Genomic DNA, 17,408 nt, shown 5'->3' with positions numbered 1-17,408 from the left:
TGAAACCGGTTTCAGATACAGATAATCTGACCTGACAAATCCAATAACAAGGTTTCAGACCGTGAACGATTTCTCCGCCGCCCAGCGCAGCCGCGTGACCATGCTCGACGTTGCCGAACACGCCGGCGTCTCCAAGGCCAGCGTCTCGCGCTTCATCGGCGACGACCGCGCCTTGCTCTCCGACGCCATTGCCCAACGCATCGAGCAGGCGATTGCCGAACTCGGTTATCGTCCGAACCAGATGGCCCGAGGTTTGAAACGCGGCCGCACCCGCCTGATCGGCATGCTGGTGGCCGATATCCGCAACCCTTATTCGATCGCCGTGATGCACGGGGTGGAAACCGCCTGCCGCCGGCACGGCTACAGCCTCGTGGTGTGCAACACCGACCGCGATGACGAGCAGGAACGCCAGCACCTGGCGCTGTTGCGCTCGTACAACATCGAAGGGTTGATCGTGAACACCCTCGGTCATCACCGGGATGAGCTGGATGAGTTGAAACGGGAAATGCCGCTGGTGCTGGTAGACCGCAAGGTCGAGGGGCTCGACAGCGACATGGTCGGACTGAACAACCCGCAAGCCATCGAAATGGCACTCACGCATCTTGAGCAGCGCGGCTATCGCCATGTGCTGCTGGTGACCGAACCTCATGACGGCACCAGTTCGCGGATCGAGCGGGTCAGCAGTTTTCAGCAACAGATTGCCCAGCGCCAAGGCATAAATGGCTCGGTGCTGGAAACCGGCTCGAGCCTTGCGAACGACCTTCAAGCCTTTTTGAACACACCTGCTTCGGAACCTAAAGTCCTGTTCTGCGCCAATGGCGTGGCGGCGCTCGCCTGCACCCTGGCTCTGCGCGAGATTGGCTGCCGGTTGTTTGAGGATGTCGGGCTGATCGCGCTGGATGATCTGGATTGGTATCCGTTGGTGGGCAGCGGGATCACCGCCCTCGCCCAGCCGACACAAGAGATGGGTGCGCGGGCGTTTGAGTGTTTGCTCAAGCGGTTGCGTGGGGATGATGAAGCGGCACGGACACTGGATTTTGCGCCAGTACTGGTCGAGCGCGGCTCAACCCGTGGTTTATGTAGCGATTGATGTGGCCCCATCGCTGGCTTGCCAGCAATGGGGCCGAAAGAGCACTGCACAACCTGCTGATTTTTTTTGAACGAAAATGAAACCGGTTTCAGAGGTAGATAACAATGAATAAACCCGCCGTTTCCAGCGATTTCCCCAACCAAGGCTCGACCCATGTGTCATGCACGGATCAGGACTCTTTTACCCAAATGAATAAACCCGCCGTTGCCATCAGCCTTTCCAGCTACGGCGCCGACCTCGTTCGCCGTCGTGGTCAGGCTTCTTTCATCGAAGTGCTGGCCGCTTCGAGCGCCAACCGCATCGAATGGCGCGAAGAGCTGCTGACCAACGAAGTCGCCGAACAACTCGCCGCTGCCACGCAAGCCGAAGGCCTGCAGAGCATCTATTCCTCGCCCACCGAACTGTGGCTCGCCGGTCAATCGCGGCCCAATCCCGAACTCATCACCGCGCTGCGAAACGCCGAAGCATTTGGCTCGAAGTGGCTGAAGGTTTCCCTTGGTTTTTTCACCGACAACAACGACCTGCAGACATTGGCGCAAATCCTTGCGCAAAGCCCTGCGCAACTGCTGGTAGAGAATGACCAGACCCTGCACGGCGGGCGGATCGAGCCTTTCCAGCGTTTCTTCGCCGCCGTCGAGCAGCACAACCTGCCGATCAAGATGACCTTCGACATCGGCAACTGGCAGTGGCAAGACCAGTCCGCCACCAGCGCCGCTCGGCTGTTGGGCCGTCACGTCGGCTACGTGCATTGCAAAGCCGTGGCCCGCCGTACCGACGGCAAACTGGTGGCCGTGCCGCCCGCCGCCACTGACCTGCATCTGTGGGAACAACTGCTGCGGCACATGGCCCAAGGGGTCATGCGCGCCGCCGAATACCCGCTGCAGGGCGATGACCTGGTGCAACTCACCACCGAACACGTCGCCGCCCTCGCCCAGCTCGGCCAGTCCCGCCTGGAGCCTGCCCATGTCTGAGATCGATATCCTGTCGTTCGGCGAAACCATGGCCATGTTTGTTGCCGAACAGAGCGGTGATCTGGCCTGCGTCGAGCAGTTTCACAAACGGATTGCCGGGGCCGACAGCAACGTCGCCATCGGCTTGTCGCGGCTGGGCTTCAAGGTCGCGTGGCTGAGCCGGGTCGGTGCCGACTCGCTGGGACGATTTGTTGTCGAAACCCTGGCCCGCGAGGGGCTCGATTGCAGTCACGTTGAAGTCGACAACGCGCACCCGACCGGTTTCCAGCTCAAATCCCGCAACGATGACGGCAGCGATCCGACGGTCGAGTATTTCCGCCGTGGCTCGGCAGCCAGTCATCTGTCGCCGCTGTCGATTACCCCGATGCTGTTGAGTGCCCGGCACCTGCACGCCACCGGTATTCCTCCGGCGCTGTCCACGTCGGCGCGGGAAATGTCCCATGAACTGATGACCCGCATGCGCAACGCCGGGCGCAGCGTGTCGTTCGACCCCAACCTGCGCCCGAGCCTGTGGGCCAGCGAACGGGAGATGATCAGCGAGATCAACCGCCTCGCCGCCCTCGCCCACTGGGTGCTACCGGGGTTGAGCGAAGGTCGCTTGCTGACAGGGTTTGAAGATCCGGCGGACATCGCGGCGTTTTATCTCGATCAGGGTGCCGAAGCCGTGGCGATCAAGCTCGGGCCGCAAGGTGCGTATTACCGCACCCATCTGGATCAGGGATTTGTCGCCGGGGTGCCGGTCCAGACCGTGGTCGATACGGTGGGTGCCGGCGATGGTTTTGCGGTCGGGATGATCAGCGCCCTGCTGGAACACCAGAGTTTTGCCGAGGCCGTCAGACGCGCCAACTGGATTGGCAGTCGCGCGGTGCAGAGCCGCGGCGACATGGAGGGGTTGCCGACCCGATCCGAACTCATGACTGATCGTTCCCATGCTCCTGCGTGGGAATGCAGCCCGTGACGCTCTGCGTCATATGCAACGCGGAGCGTCCCCGGAGGCGCTCCCACGCAGAGCGTGGGTACGAGCAACAACCGATTCATTGAACCTGCTGCGACAAAAACAACAAGCTCAGGAGCAAGACCATGAAAACCGCAACCCTCGCCACCCGCCGCTGGTGGTACATCATGCCGATCGTGTTCATCACCTATAGCCTGGCGTATCTGGACCGCGCCAACTACGGGTTCGCCGCTGCTTCCGGGATGGCCGCCGACCTGATGATCACGCCGGGCCTGTCCTCGCTGCTCGGCGCACTGTTCTTCCTCGGTTACTTTTTCTTCCAGGTGCCCGGGGCGATCTACGCGCAAAAACACAGCGTGAAGAAGCTGATCTTCGTCAGCCTGATTCTCTGGGGCGGGCTCGCGACGCTGACCGGCGTGGTTTCCAACGCCTATTGGCTGATCGTCATTCGCTTCATGCTCGGTGTGGTCGAAGCGGCGGTGATGCCGGCGATGCTGGTCTATCTCTGCCACTGGTTCACCCGCGCCGAACGCTCGCGGGCCAACACCTTCCTGATCCTCGGCAACCCGGTGACCATGCTCTGGATGTCGGTGGTCTCGGGGTACTTGGTGGAGCACTTCAGCTGGCGCTGGATGTTCATCATTGAAGGCTTGCCGGCGGTGTTCTGGGCGTTTATCTGGTGGAGGCTGGCCGATGATCGTCCGGCTCAGGCCACGTGGCTCAACGATCAGGAAAAGCACGATCTGCAAAGCGCTCTTGCCGCCGAACAGGTCGGGATCAAAGCGGTAAAGAACTACGCCGAAGCCTTCCGTTCGCCGAAGGTGATCATCCTGGCGTTGCAGTTTTTCTGCTGGAGCATCGGCGTCTACGGCTTCGTGTTGTGGCTGCCGTCGATCCTCAAGGCCGGCGCGCAGATGGACATGATCGAGGCCGGCTGGCTGTCGGCGTTGCCTTATCTGGCGGCGGTGATCGGCATGTTGCTGGTGTCGTGGGGCTCGGACAAACTGCAAAAGCGCAAACGCTTCGTCTGGCCGCCACTGCTGATTGCGTCGGTGGCGTTCTACGGTTCCTACGCATTGGGCGCGGAACATTTCTGGTGGTCGTACACGCTGCTGGTGATTGCCGGCGCCTGCATGTACGCGCCTTATGGGCCGTTCTTCGCCATCGTCCCGGAGATCCTGCCGGCCAACGTTGCCGGCGGCGCCATGGCGCTGATCAACAGCATGGGCGCCCTCGGTTCGTTCGGCGGCTCGTATCTGGTCGGCTACCTGAACAGCTCCACCGGGTCGCCCGGCGCGTCTTACCTGCTGATGAGCGGCGCGCTGATGCTCTCGGTGGTGCTGACGATTTTTCTCAAGCCCGGCGCGAGCGACCGGGTGACGGCCAAGCGTGTCGCTCCGCGTCCGCAGCCGGCCCACTCCTGAATTGATAGAGAGATGACTGCGATGAAAAAGCAGGTTGTGTTGTACAAAAAACTGTCGCCGGCGCTGATGGCGCGCCTTGAAGAACAGGTCGATGTGACGCTGATCGACAGCCTTGATGCCGATGGCTTGATGAAACTGCGTGACGCCCTGCCCGGCGCTCACGGGTTGCTCGGCGCGAGCCTGAAACTGGACGCGGCGCTGCTCGATCTGGCGCCCAAGCTCGAAGCGATTTCCAGCGTCTCGGTGGGCGTCGACAACTACGACATCGACTACCTGACCCGGCGCAAAATCCTGCTGACCAACACCCCGGACGTGCTGACCGAAACCACCGCCGACACCGGTTTCGCGCTGATCCTCGCCACCGCCCGGCGCGTGGTGGAACTGGCGAACATGGTGCGCGGTGGTCACTGGCACCGCAGCATTGGCCCGGCGCATTTCGGCACCGATGTGCACGGCAAGACCCTGGGCATCATCGGCATGGGGCGCATTGGCGAGGCATTGGCGCAGCGCGGGCATTTCGGATTCGGGATGCCGGTGATCTATCACAGCCAGTCGCGCAAACCGGCGGTCGAGGCGCGCTTCGATGCGCAGTACCGCAGCCTGGAGGATCTGCTGCAGCAGGCGGATTTCATCTGCCTGACTTTGCCGCTGACGGCGCAGACTGAAGGTTTGATTGGCGCCGAACAATTTGCGTTGATGCGGCCGGACAGCATCTTCATCAACATTTCACGGGGCAAGGTGGTGGATGAGGCGGCGATGATCGACACCTTGCGCCATAACCGGATTCGCGCGGCGGGGCTGGATGTGTTCGAACGTGAGCCGCTGAATCATGATTCGCCGTTGTTGCAGCTCAATAATGTGGTGGCAACGCCGCACATGGGATCGGCGACCCACGAAACGCGCGAAGCCATGGCGCGGTGCGCGGTGGAGAATCTGTTGGCGGCCTTGGCCGGTGAAAAACCCGCCAACCTGGTGAATCCCTTCCCTTGATTGATCGCTCCCATGCTCCGCGTGGGAACGATCAGGCGTAACAGTCAGGCGCTGCGCACTTGCAGAAGCTGCGCAGCGCACAGGGCAATCCTTGAACAGGCATCCGCCAGCTTCACCCGATCCACCACCAACCCGATGCGAATATGCCCCGCTGCACTGGGCCCGAACGCTTCCCCTGCCAGCACCGAAACCCCATAGCCCTCCAACAGCCGCTCGGCAAAGTCCTGCGCCCCGATCCCGGTCTGGCGCACATCGACCATCACGAACATCCCGCCATCCGGTCTGATCGGGTACAACCCTGGACAGCCGCACAACCGCTCGCACACCAGATCCCGGCGCAAGCGGTATTCCTCGCGCATCTGCGTCACTTCCGGCAGGTCTTTCTCCAGCGCGATCTGCGCCGCTTTCTGCACGAAATCCGGCAGACCGAACAGCATGCTCAACGACAGATTCACCAGATGCTCGGCCAAGGGTTTCGGCCCGATCATCCAGCCGATCCGCCACCCGGTCATCGCATGGGATTTGGACAGGCTGTTGATCGTCGCGGTGCGCTCGGCCATGCCCGGCAGGCTCGCCGGGCTGATGTGCTCGCCTTCGTACAACAATTCGCTGTAGACCTCGTCGCTGATCAACCACAGGTCATGCCGAATGCACAGCGCCGCCAGCGCCTGCCAGATCAGCAGTGACAGGCTCGCACCGGAAGGATTGTTGGGACTGTTGAGCAACATGACCCGAGTCTTCTGAGTAATCCGCGCCGCGACATCCGCCGGATCGACGCGAAAACCGTTTTCCGGACGCACCGGCACGGGCACCACGGTTGCGCCGCAGGCACCGAACACGCCTTCATAAGTCACGTACATCGGTTCGGCGACGATCACTTCATCGCCCGGATCCAGCAGACATTGCGCCACCGAATACACCGCGCATTGCGCGCCGGGCAGCACGATCACATGTCCGGCATCGACATCCTGCCCGCTGCGCCGCCGATGGCGCTCGGCGATCAGCCTGCGCAGCTCCAGCCGGCCGCGCACGTCGGAATAATGCGTATCGCCTGCCAGCAGGCTGTCGATGGCGCCGTGGATGATCGGCAGCGGCGTATCGAAATCCGGATCACCCACCGACAGCAGCAACACATCAATCCCTTCGGCGCGCAGCTCCAGCGCTCGGTCGTGAATTCGCCAGGCCGCTGCTCCCTCCCCGGCGATTCGTTGGGTCAAGGCTGAATAGCGCATGTACGTCTCCTGATTGCGCGGTCTCCAGCCTTCACCCTAGGTCAAATCACGAAGCGCGCCACCATCGCATTCAAATCCACCGCCAGGCGCGACAGTTCGTGGGTCGCGGCGCTGGTCTGGTTGGCACCGGCGGCCGATTGCGTGGCCAGGTCTCGGATGTTGACCAGGTTGCGGTCGACCTCGCGGGACACCTGCGCCTGTTCTTCCGAGGCGCTGGCGATCACCAGGTTGCGCTCGTTGATCTGGTGAATCGATTGGGTGATCTGCTCCAGTGCAACGCCAGCGGCGCGGGCCATTTCCAGGGTGGTCTGGGTGCGCTGGTTGCTTTGCTGCATCGACGAAACCGCTTCGCCGGTGCCGTTCTGGATGCCGGCGACCATTTTTTCGATTTCCTGGGTCGATTGCGCGGTGCGATGGGCCAGGGCGCGAACCTCGTCCGCGACCACGGCGAAGCCACGCCCGGCTTCACCGGCACGCGCCGCTTCGATGGCAGCGTTGAGCGCCAGCAGGTTGGTCTGTTCGGCGATGGCGCGGATCACGTCCAGCACCTTGCCGATGTCGCGCCCCTGTTCGGCCAGGCCTTCGATCATCTGTGCGGTGTTCTGCACGTCGTGGGTCATGGTCTGGATCGCGTCGACGGTTTTCACCACCTGATCGCGACCTTCGCGGGCGGCGTGGGTCGACTGGTTCGAGGCTTCGGAGGTCGACACCGCGTTGCGCGCCACCTCTTCCACCGCCGCGGTCATTTCGTTGACGGCGGTGGCCGCCTGTTCGATTTCGTCGTTCTGCTGTTGCAGGCCACGGGACGCTTCTTCGGTCACGGCGCTCAGCTCTTCGGCGGCGGCGCCCAGTTGGGTGGCGGAGCCGGCGATCTGCTCGATGGTCTTGCGCAGGTTGGTCTGCATCGCGGCCAGGGCTTCAAGCAGGCGCGCCGGTTCGTCCTTGCCGTCGATTTCGATGACGCTGGTCAGGTTGCCGCCGGCGATGGTTTGCGCGGCCGCCACGGCACGGTTCAACGGCGTGACGATGCTGCGGGTCAGCAGCCAGGCCAACAGCACGGTCAACAACGCGGCAATCACCGCCACGGCGATGATGCCGCTGATAGCGCTGCTGTAATACTCGTCCGCGTGGGTCGAGGCGGTCTTTGCGTCAGCGGCATTGATCGCAATCAGCTGGTTGAGCTGCTCGCCCATCTTGTCGGTGCCGTCCTTGATTTTCGTGTTGATCAGGGTGCGCATCTCGTCGAGCCTGTCCTGGCGCGAAAGCTCCATCATCTGATTCTGTGCTTGCAGATAATTGTCGAGCGTCGTCGAGAACGTCTGGTACAGAGCGCGCTCTTGTTCGCCGGCCGGCAGTGCCGCATAGCCGGCCTGGGCAGCACGCACCTTGTCCACCAGCACGCCGATACGGGTCTGCGCTTCCTGCAACCCCGCCGGTTCGCGATTGACCAGAATGCGGAACGAGAGGATCCGCAGACGCAAAACGTTTTCCGTGACCACGGCGAGTTGGGTGACGCTCGGCAACTGCGTCGATTCCATCTCCAGCGACGCCTGACGGATGATCGACATGCGGTTGACGGCGAACACACCGAGCACGATCACCAGCAAGGCAATGAAGGCAAAACCGAGGAAAGCACGGGGCGCGATATTCAGATTACGCAAGGACATAGGAGGACTCTCGGATAATTGAAACTACGAGCGTCCCTGCCGTGATCACTGGCCCCTGGGCGGGCTTCAGTCCGGCGTCACTTTTTTGGAAAGTCTTGTGTGCGCCTGATTTCTATATCGGCCAGGCTTGAGGAAGTTTGCGCGCAAAGATGAAATATTTTTCACGGTGCTGCGGGTGTTTCAGCGATGAAACACCCGTTGTTTCAGATGATGACTGACAGGTCAGGCCGGAGTTGCCATACGCCATACGCGAGCAATATCCGCGGCACGTTCGCGCAGCAGGCGGGGGGCTTCGGCGCAGGCTTGTTCGAGGGACATCGGACCGCTGGTGACCGCGAATGCGGCGTCGATGCCGTGATCGTAGAGTGCCTGATAGCCCTCGCCCAAGGTGCCGGCGATGACGATCACCGGCACGCCATGTTGCTTGGCGATGCGCGCGACGCCGAACGGGGTTTTGCCGCGCAGGGTCTGGGCATCGAAGCGCCCTTCTCCGGTAATCACCAGATCCGCGCCCTTCACAGCGTCGGCCAGGCCGACCAGTTCCGCGACCACTTCGACACCGGCCTGGAACCGTGCACCGAGAAATGCCTTGGCGGCAAAGCCCAATCCGCCCGCAGCACCGCTGCCCGGCTCATCCCGCACATCCTTGCCCAGCGCTTGCGCGCAGCATTCGGCGAAATGAGCGAGGGCCTGATCCAGTTGTTGTACTTGCGCAGGGGATGCGCCCTTCTGCGGGCCGAAGATCGCCGAGGCGCCGTGGGGGCCGCACAGCGGATTGTTGACGTCGGCGGCGATGTCGAAACGCACTTGCGCCAGACGCGGGTCGAGTCCGCTTGGATCGAGTTGGGCGAGTTGCGCCAGCGCCAGACCGCCCGGCACCAGAGCTTGCCCTTGGGCATCCAGCAGTCTCACGCCCAACGCTTGCATGGCGCCGGCGCCGCCGTCGTTGGTGGCGCTGCCGCCAATGGCCAGAATCACCCGTTGCGCGCCGGCATCCAGCGCGGCGCGGATCAGCTCACCGGTGCCGAACGTGCTGCTGATACAGGCGTCACGCTGCCCCGGCGGCACCCGTTGCAAGCCGCTGGCTTCAGCCATTTCGATGATTGCGGTGTGGTTGTGCGGCAGCCAGCCCCACGCGGCTTCAACCGCTGCGCCCAACGGACCGCGCACGCGGGTGCGGCGCAGTTCGCCTTCGCACGCGGCGAGAATCGACTCCACCGTGCCTTCGCCACCGTCGGCCATCGGGCATTTGACCAAAGTCGCTTGCGGCCAGACTTGAGCCAGACCCAGCGCGATAGCTTCTGCAACGCCTTGGGCACTCAGGCTGTCCTTGAACGAATCGGGGGCGATGACGATTTTCATGCGAATTCTCCAGTTCCAATGCCCCTCATGCTGCCAGTCGCCTTGCCCGTTGACGCCTGTCCGCTGCACAAGTGGCGCAGGCGTTTATTGTTCATTTCGACAAATCGTCAATCTGCGGCAGCAATTGCACACCCAGATACAACGCCAGCATCCCGTCGAGCTTCAGCGGATCGACCCCGCTCAACTCGGCAATCCGCTCCATCCGGTAGCGCAGGCTGTTGCGGTGAATCCCCAAGGCATCGGCACAAGCCTGGCTCTGCCCGTCGTGATCGCACCAGCTGCGCAGGGTCGCGAGCAACTGGCCGTTGTTGTCCTTGGCGATCACCTTGCGCAACGGTTTGAGCAGTTCATCCAGCGCATCGTCGTTGCGATGGCGCCAGAGCATCACCGGCAAGCGGTAGCGATTAAGGGTCAGCAGCCGTGAATGCGGCAGTACTTCACGGCCATAAGCGAGCAGATCGCCGACCCGCCGGTAGCAACGGCGCAATCCAGTCAGCCCATCGGCCTGCCCGCCGACCGCAATGCGCAGGATGTTCCAGCCCAGACCATCGAGTTTTTCCAGCAGCCGATCATGCTCGACGTTCTGACTCGCCGGACGGCACCACAGCAGCGACGATTTTGCCGAGCTCACGCACCAACTGTCGGGATAGCGCGACATCAGCCAGGCACTCAGCGCCTCGGCGGTTTGCCCGGGCCCGTGCTCCAGGCCCAGCTCGAACAGATACGGTACCCGCGTCAGTTGCGGTTTGAGGCCGAGTTGCTGGGCCTCGTCGATCAACCTTGGCGAATCCCCCGCCTCGCTCAACAACAGCGCGAGCAAGTCATCGCAGCGCTGTCGCCGCCATTGCTGTTCGGATTGCTGGTTGCGCTGGCCGACCAGCATTTCAGCCGTCATGCGCACCAGCTCGGCGTAAGTGCGCAGTTGCTCCGGCTCACCGGTGATGCCAAGCACGCCGATCAAGCGCTGATCGAGCAGCAGGGGCAGATTGATCCCCGGCTGCACGCCCTTCAAATGCACCGCGGTCTGCGCGTCAATCTCCACCACTCGCCCGTTGGCCAGCACCAGTTGCGCGCCTTCGTGGCGGGTGTTGATCCGCTCCGGCTCGCCGCTGCCGAGGATCAGTCCCTGGCTGTCCATGACGTTGACGTTGTACGGCAAAATGGCCATGGCCCGGTCGACGATGTCCTGGGCGAGGTCGTGATCGAGTTCGAACATAGGGGCTGGAATCCTTGAAAACAGGCGCGGACGGTTGTTCACCCGCACAGGGTCTGGCAGCAAACCCTGTGCTCAGGCACAAAGACAATCCGGCCAAAGGTGGCCGAGACTCTCAGGGCGATCAACGTTACCCTTTGCATCGCAAAAAATCATAATAAAGAGAGAGCCGCCATGTCGCAGAGCGCCGCTGCCGCCCAGACCATCGCTGACGATAAAAATGCCGTCTACAAACGCATCACCCTGCGTTTGATCCCCTTCATCTTCATCTGCTACCTGTTCAACTACCTCGACCGGGTCAACGTTGGATTTGCCAAATTGCAGATGCTCGACGCGCTGAAATTCAGCGAAACCGTGTACGGCCTCGGTGCCGGTATCTTCTTCATCGGCTACGTACTGTGCGGCGTGCCGAGTAACCTGGCGCTGACCAAGTTCGGCCCCCGGCGCTGGATTGCGCTGATGATGATCACCTGGGGCACGCTGTCGACCTGCCTGCTGTTCGTCACCACGCCGACCCAGTTTTACACCCTGCGCCTGTTCACCGGCGCGGCCGAAGCCGGGTTCTTCCCCGGCGTTGTGCTCTACCTCTCACAGTGGTTCCCGACCTTTCGCCGTGGCCGGATCATGGCACTGTTCATGTCGGCGATCCCGGTGTCCGGCCTGCTCGGCAGCCCGTTTTCCGGCTGGATCCTCAATCACTTCGCCGCCGGCCAGGGTGGCCTCGCGGGCTGGCAGTGGATGTTTTTGCTGCAAGGCATTCCGACGGTTGTGTTGGGCGCACTCGCCTACTTCCTGCTCAGCGACAACTTCGCCAACGCCAAATGGCTGACCCCGTACGAGCGTTCGGTGCTGGAAGCCGACCAGGCCGAAGACCTGGCGAACAAACCGAAAACCACCTCCGATTCGCTGATCGCCGTGTTCAAGAACCCGGCCATCTGGGCCTTCGGCCTGATCTACTTCTGCATCCAGAGTGGTGTGTACGCGATCAACTTCTGGCTGCCGTCGATCATCAAGAACCTCGGCTTCAGCGACAACCTGGTGATTGGCTGGTTGAGTGCGATTCCTTACTTGCTGGCGGCGGTGTTTATGCTGATGGTCGGGCGTTCGGCAGACTTGCGTAAAGAACGTCGTTGGCATTTGGTGGTGCCGATGTTGATGGGCGCTGTCGGCCTGTTGATTGCGGTGAACTTCGCGGCGAATCCGGCGATTGCAATTCTCGGCCTGACCATCGCGACCATGGGGGCTTTGACCGGTCTGCCGATGTTCTGGCCGGTGCCGACTGCCATGTTGAGCGCGGGTGCTGCAGCGGGTGGGTTGGCGTTGATCAACTCGATGGGGCAGATGGCCGGGTTCCTCAGTCCTTATCTGGTGGGTTGGGTCAAGGACAGCACGGGCTCTACCGATGCGGCGCTTTATCTGCTGGCGGGTGTGATTGTTGGCGGGAGTCTGCTGGCGTTGCGGATGACGCGGACGTTGCGGGCTTAAGCATTAGGCGAGATACAGAAACGGCCCTTTTCGGGCCGTTTTTCGTTTGATCGTTCCCACGCTCTGCGTGGGAACGATCAGGCTACACAGGCGCTTCAGTCTTGAGTTCCAGATTATCCAGCGCCCGGTTCACCGCCAGTTCACCCAGCATGATCAGTTGCGCAATGCCCAGCAGTACATGCCGCTGCGAGCCGTCCACCAGCCCGGCGAAGTCGGTGGCCATCGTTTTGGCCGAGGTCAGGGTCTCGCACGCATCGGCCAGCAGTTCTTCGCTGTCGATGCCGGGGGCAATGAGGTAGCGGGCGTTGGGTTTGAGCAGCGGTTTTCTGGGGAGCAGCGGATTGAGGTAGTGATCGAGGGCGCGTTCGGCGGCTTCGTGGAATTTCTTGGAATCGAGGGTTTCGTAGGGCGAGGTGGTATCGGCTTCGGGTGGGTTGGGTGTTGGTTTGATCATGGTGAAACTCCTAAGGCACTTATTGGCGCCACCACACTCGCTACCAAACGATGGTGGTGGCCAGACGCAGGTTGGTAGACCGGGCCTTAGGAGAAACGGCGCACCCGAAGGTGCCCTGCGAATGACCACCATAAAACAGAGACAAAAGACTCTACAAAATGGAGCACTCTGCACTTAAAGACCCGGGCTACCAAACCCGATCGCTGTTATTCAGCGACGGGACAACGATAAAACCCGGCCCATAAGCGCACAAGCCGGCGGATTCTGGCGCAGTCGTAGGCAACGGCGCAAGGTTGTGTAGCCTGGGGTGCGTGTCTGGAAGTGTCCTTTAAACGCCACACTTAAACACCCCACTCCAGATCGTTCCCACGCTCCGCGTGGGAACGAGCATCACGCACTGCTTTTCGCATCCAGTTCCAAAACCACTCCCCCCGGCATCTGCACAAAAATCTGCCAGATCCCATCCTCCGGCACCTGCGCCACCTGATACGGCAACCCACTGCCCTGCACCCGCTGCAACACCACCGCTGCATCTTCATCGGTTCGAAACGCGATGTGGCTCAAAACAGCCTCTTCCAAAACGGGTTGCTCGATCACATGCACCAACGCCTCCTCACTCTGATACAACCAGCGCCCGGGAAACGGAAACGGCGGCCGGCGCCCCGGCGTCAATCCCAGCAAGGCATTGAAGGCCTCTTGAATCCGTTGCCCGTCCGGCGCATTGAATGCCATGTGATCGAAGTGCCAGGTCATAACAATCCACCTCCGTCGACGTCGATGATGCTGCCACTGATAAAGCCGTTCTCCATGACCAGCATAAACGCGGCGGCCAGGTCCTGCGGCGTGCCGACCCGGCCCACCGGCAGCGCCGCCGAGGTGCGGGCGAACATCGCGCGGCGCTGGCTTTCGTCCATGCCGGCGTAGGCTTCGGTGTCGGTCACGCCGGGGCTGATGACGTTGACCCGACGCGGCGCCAGCTCCTTGGCCAGTTGTTTGGCCAGTGATTCAAGCGCCGCATTCATCGTGGTCTTGATGAATTGCCCCGCGACGAATTTGCGCGACAACAAACCCGACGTCAGGGTGATGCTGCCCCGCTCGCTCAGGTACGGCAGCGCCGATTGAATCGCGCGCAAGGTGCCCCAGAATTTCACGTCGAACGCCTGCTGCGCCTGGAGCAGATCGCTGTCGGCCAGCGGCTTGGCGCTGACGCTCGGCCCGGCGGTGATCACCAGATGATCGAAGGCGCCAATGCGCTTGAACAGTTGAAGCAGCGAGGCCTCATCGGTGACATCGGCTGACTCGTGGCGGATACCTTCGTGAGTTTCGGACGTTTCAGCACGGCGCCCAACCGAATAAACGCGGGCGCCACGTTCCGCGGCGTTCGACGCCACAGCAGCGCCAATGCCGCTGCTGCCGCCGATGACCACTACAGTCTGGTTGTCGAATGGTTTCATGGGAGTGCTCCGGTGGGCTTGAGGAGATTGCATCTTCCCCCGTTGCCAATCGCAGAAAAATCCCGGTAAATCGGAAGGATCTTTAAAGGATTTTTACCAATGAGCTCGATTCTGGATCTTGAGATCTTCGTCCGCACCGCCGATTCCGGCAGCATTTCCGCCGCCGCCCGGGCGCTGGAGCTGACACCGGCCGCCGCCAGCATCGCGCTGAAACGTCTGGAAACCCGTCTCGGCATCCGACTCTTCGCCCGCTCGACCCGCAGCATGCGCCTGACCGAAGAAGGCCGGCGCTATCTGGAAAGCGTGCGTCTGGCATTGGCGACCCTGGCCGAGGGCGAACAGGCGCTGAAACAGCAGACCGAAGGCTTGAGCGGCGTGCTGCAACTGGCAGCGCCGTCGGACTTCGGGCGCAATGTGCTGCTGCCGTGGCTGGACGACTTCAAGCGCCAGCACCCGCACATTCAACTGCAATTGCTGCTCAACGACCGGCATGCGGATCTGTTTCGCGAGACGGTCGATGTGGCGCTGCGCTTCGGTGTGCCGAGTGATTCAACGCTGGTGGCGTTGCCGATTCTGCCGGACCATCGCCGCGTGGCCTGCGCCAGCCCCGACTATCTGGCGCGTCACGGCACACCGCAAAACCCTGCCGAATTGAGCGAGCACAGCGCCCTGCTCTACCTGCGCAACGGCAGGCCTTACAACACCTGGCGTTTCCATCGCGACGACGAAACGGTCGAGGTCGAAGTCCGCGGCGACTACCTCAGCGACGACGGCGAAGTGGCCCGCCGCTGGGCGCTCGCCGGGCACGGCATCGCCTACAAGGCCTGGCTCGACGTGGCCGAAGACGTGCGTGCCGGGCGGCTGGTGACGCTGTTCGATGACTGGCTGGGCGAGAGCGTGCCGTTCAATCTGCTGTGCCCGCATCGAGTGCAGGTGTCGGAACGGGTGAAGGTGTTGCAGGCTTTTCTGCGCGAACGCTGCGAAAGACTTTGTGACTGAAAAAGTTAAAAAGCACTGACAAAGCTGATGATGGTCCGGGATTATCAGGTTGACCGTTCAATCCATGGATTTCCAAGGATTGAACGGATACCAATAAAAATCGTACCGATTCACACATCCTTCGCGTGGCAGGTGTTAGATTTGCTTCAAGCACCATGACTCAAACGAAGCACTTGTTATAACTACTATCAAACGATTATCTGGATAGATTGCAGCACCAAACCTTCCATCAAAGTAGCAAGTCCAAACAAGACTGCTTCGAGCCGGGACCCGATAGACACGAAGTATGTCTCTTATAAAATCATAATTATACGTTGTCGCCCCCCCAAAAGAGTTCATCCAGTCAACCGATGCTTCGACACGAAGTGGCGTGGGACTTATATGCAGTTCATGCACGTTGGTGACAGCCGCCCGATAATTCACTGTCGTGCCTTCTGCATCCTCAACATAGATTGTGGCTGTATCGCTCTTGAGTCCTGTAACTTTACCATCCTGGGTCACGGGTACTGTGAGCGGGTGAGATGAGGCATATTTGTACGGTGGAACACCACCGCTCGGAACCCGAACACCCGTATTGCCAATCGAGTCCAACCCGGTTTTCGGCCATCCCGGAATCTTCACCGAAAACCCGTCCAGCATCATCATGGTCGGAACAATATAGAGCGCCAACCGCTCAATATCCCAAGGATCGGACTCAAGTCGATCCCCGGCTTTTTCCTTCACAGTAAAACGGTGTGATCCTACCGCTATCGATATGAACTTGCTTTGCCACTTGTAATTCGTTCCGACTGTGACTTCATCTTTGACCGCGCCCCCAACAAGAATTTGCAACACCAGCCCCTTCAAAGCAGACCCCGACAGCATGACTTTATTATCGGAAACAGTCCCGCCACTCGCCAATTCCTTGTTGAACGAGTTCTTTATCGAAGTAATTACGGGTTTCTGAATGACCAATGCCCGGGCATTTTTTGAGGTTGCAGTAACAATGCCTCCCCGGACCTGCTCATAAAGCACTTTGACCTTGCTATCGGCAATGACCTTGGCATTGGGAATCATCAAAAGTTGGGTAAAAGGAAGTCTTGTGACCGTAACCTCAGTATCATGTTCGACCACGCTCCCGGTACTTGGCGTCGCTGTGTACTTCACCTTTACTTTGTCGTTGATTTTCCAGACCGGATCAAAAACATGCACCTCGACCGTCAGATCCCGAGCGCCAAGCTTATTCCAGTCGATGGTGTCCGGATCGTCGTGGGGATCGTTCGGATCTTCGGCAAGGTTGGGGGCGGCCAAACGGGTGCCCTTCAGGTCAATCACCACACGGATCGGTTTCGACCAGGGCGAGGTCGGGTCCGCCCCGTTGGTGAGTTCGTCCTCGACCGTAAAGTAAAAGACGGATTGCAGACTGTCGCCAGCGGCTTCAAAAAAAGCTTGATCGAGCCGTATCCCGATGGCGGTCGGCTCGTCGGTGGGCGTGGGGGGCGCCTCATCCGGATGGACCACATGAGTTATTACATGGCCGTTGCAGTGCAGCGAGATTTTGTCGAATGGCCGGCAATACGGGTACTGGCAGTAAGCCTGAACACCCTGCGCCGCGCGGTCGGCATCGATGCCGTCGTCAATCACGTCTTGCGGCAGGATGAGTCGAAGCTCGGAATGCCCTTCATCCCCTTTGATCTTGTCTTCGATGCCTGGACGAATCTCGTTGTATTTGATGGTAATGGGCGGTTCATAAGTCTCCTCGCTACTGTCAAGGCGCCGGGCCGTGTAGTTCAGGGTATTCAGCCGATCGGGAAGCAGCAGATTGTGGGCAATGTACAGCGTGGTCGCAGACGTAGCGGACTCGGTCCGTTCACTGGTGATTTTGTCCACACCGTTCAGATTCAGAAACACCGTCATGTTGGGCTCCTGGCCCAGCAAGGCTGGAACAATCACCGTGGCCCCCAGAGGTTTCTCCTCATAAAAACGAATGGCAAGACCATAATCCGCACCCGCCACATTTTCCTTGCCGTCGGGCAACCGAGGCGCGTAGAGATTGACTTCGTCACCCGCAGTCAACCCTTGAACAATCGGTACAGTGGCCATGAGAACGCTCCTGATTTCACGAAAGGCGCC

At 60.8% G+C, this 17,408-nt stretch carries 15 protein-coding genes; 7 read left to right on the top strand and 8 right to left on the bottom strand.

Annotated elements, in window-relative coordinates; genetic code table 11:
- The first annotated feature begins 61 nt into the window (after positions 1-61).
- The 5 genes from L6D81_RS11195 to L6D81_RS11175 all read left to right on the top strand — a co-directional run bounded on the left by L6D81_RS11195 (position 62) and on the right by L6D81_RS11175 (position 5,430).
- The gene (locus L6D81_RS11195; protein WP_276574208.1) at positions 62-1,090 is read left to right on the top strand and encodes a LacI family DNA-binding transcriptional regulator; all 1,029 of its coding nucleotides are present in this window, start codon (positions 62-64) and stop codon (positions 1,088-1,090) included.
- Positions 1,091-1,278: 188 nt separating this feature from the next.
- The gene (locus tag L6D81_RS11190) at positions 1,279-2,061 is read left to right on the top strand and encodes a sugar phosphate isomerase/epimerase family protein (RefSeq protein WP_236179149.1); all 783 of its coding nucleotides are present in this window, start codon (positions 1,279-1,281) and stop codon (positions 2,059-2,061) included.
- On the top strand, positions 2,054-3,019 hold the full coding sequence (locus L6D81_RS11185; protein ID WP_236179141.1) for a sugar kinase: 966 nt from the start codon (positions 2,054-2,056) through the stop codon (positions 3,017-3,019). The genes L6D81_RS11190 and L6D81_RS11185 overlap by 8 nt, the downstream gene beginning before the upstream one ends.
- A gap of 122 nt (positions 3,020-3,141) precedes the next feature.
- Positions 3,142-4,440, top strand: a complete 1,299-nt coding sequence (locus L6D81_RS11180) for an MFS transporter (RefSeq protein WP_236179139.1) — start codon at positions 3,142-3,144, stop codon at positions 4,438-4,440.
- A gap of 21 nt (positions 4,441-4,461) precedes the next feature.
- Positions 4,462-5,430: a 2-hydroxyacid dehydrogenase gene (locus tag L6D81_RS11175; RefSeq protein WP_236179132.1), complete on the top strand. Its 969-nt coding sequence runs from the start codon at positions 4,462-4,464 to the stop codon at positions 5,428-5,430.
- 44 nt (positions 5,431-5,474) lie between these two features.
- Here the strand turns inward: L6D81_RS11175 and L6D81_RS11170 are convergent, their stop codons facing one another.
- The 4 genes from L6D81_RS11170 to L6D81_RS11155 all read right to left on the bottom strand — a co-directional run bounded on the left by L6D81_RS11170 (position 5,475) and on the right by L6D81_RS11155 (position 10,907).
- Positions 5,475-6,662, bottom strand: a complete 1,188-nt coding sequence (locus L6D81_RS11170; RefSeq protein ID WP_236179130.1) for a pyridoxal phosphate-dependent aminotransferase — start codon at positions 6,660-6,662, stop codon at positions 5,475-5,477.
- Between the two features lie 41 nt (positions 6,663-6,703).
- Positions 6,704-8,329, bottom strand: coding sequence for a methyl-accepting chemotaxis protein (locus L6D81_RS11165; RefSeq protein ID WP_236179128.1), 1,626 nt, complete (start codon positions 8,327-8,329; stop codon positions 6,704-6,706).
- 222 nt (positions 8,330-8,551) lie between these two features.
- The gene (locus tag L6D81_RS11160; protein WP_236179126.1) at positions 8,552-9,691 is read right to left on the bottom strand and encodes a glycerate kinase; all 1,140 of its coding nucleotides are present in this window, start codon (positions 9,689-9,691) and stop codon (positions 8,552-8,554) included.
- A gap of 91 nt (positions 9,692-9,782) precedes the next feature.
- Positions 9,783-10,907, bottom strand: a complete 1,125-nt coding sequence (locus L6D81_RS11155) for a sugar diacid recognition domain-containing protein (protein ID WP_236179124.1) — start codon at positions 10,905-10,907, stop codon at positions 9,783-9,785.
- Between the two features lie 171 nt (positions 10,908-11,078).
- Here L6D81_RS11155 and L6D81_RS11150 point away from each other — a divergent pair, with 171 nt between their 5' ends.
- Positions 11,079-12,389 carry an MFS transporter gene (locus L6D81_RS11150; RefSeq protein WP_236179122.1) on the top strand — a complete coding sequence of 437 codons (1,311 nt, stop codon included), beginning with the start codon at positions 11,079-11,081 and terminating at the stop codon, positions 12,387-12,389.
- Between the two features lie 82 nt (positions 12,390-12,471).
- On the opposite strand, the gene L6D81_RS11145 is transcribed toward L6D81_RS11150, so the two are convergent.
- The 3 genes from L6D81_RS11145 to L6D81_RS11135 form a co-directional block, all read right to left on the bottom strand.
- Entirely contained in the window at positions 12,472-12,843 is a 372-nt protein-coding gene (locus L6D81_RS11145; RefSeq protein WP_236179102.1) for a DUF6124 family protein, read from the bottom strand.
- Positions 12,844-13,233: 390 nt separating this feature from the next.
- Positions 13,234-13,596 (bottom strand): VOC family protein, encoded by a 363-nt coding sequence (locus L6D81_RS11140; protein WP_236179100.1) that lies wholly within the window; start codon positions 13,594-13,596, stop codon positions 13,234-13,236.
- The gene (locus tag L6D81_RS11135; RefSeq protein WP_236179092.1) at positions 13,593-14,297 is read right to left on the bottom strand and encodes an SDR family oxidoreductase; all 705 of its coding nucleotides are present in this window, start codon (positions 14,295-14,297) and stop codon (positions 13,593-13,595) included. The genes L6D81_RS11140 and L6D81_RS11135 overlap by 4 nt, the downstream gene beginning before the upstream one ends.
- A gap of 99 nt (positions 14,298-14,396) precedes the next feature.
- On the opposite strand from L6D81_RS11135, the gene L6D81_RS11130 reads away from it, so the two are divergent.
- Positions 14,397-15,296: a LysR family transcriptional regulator gene (locus L6D81_RS11130; RefSeq protein ID WP_236179085.1), complete on the top strand. Its 900-nt coding sequence runs from the start codon at positions 14,397-14,399 to the stop codon at positions 15,294-15,296.
- Positions 15,297-15,431: 135 nt separating this feature from the next.
- Here L6D81_RS11130 and L6D81_RS11125 read toward each other — a convergent pair whose 3' ends face one another.
- Entirely contained in the window at positions 15,432-17,378 is a 1,947-nt protein-coding gene (locus tag L6D81_RS11125) for a hypothetical protein (protein ID WP_236179083.1), read from the bottom strand.
- Positions 17,379-17,408 lie beyond the last annotated feature (30 nt).

It is taken from the genome of Pseudomonas sputi (genome assembly GCF_021603585.1).
In the GTDB taxonomy this organism is placed as follows: domain Bacteria; phylum Pseudomonadota; class Gammaproteobacteria; order Pseudomonadales; family Pseudomonadaceae; genus Aquipseudomonas; species Aquipseudomonas sputi.
The sequence above is the reverse complement of the archived record's forward strand: the minus strand, read 5'-3'. Positions and strand labels throughout refer to the sequence as shown.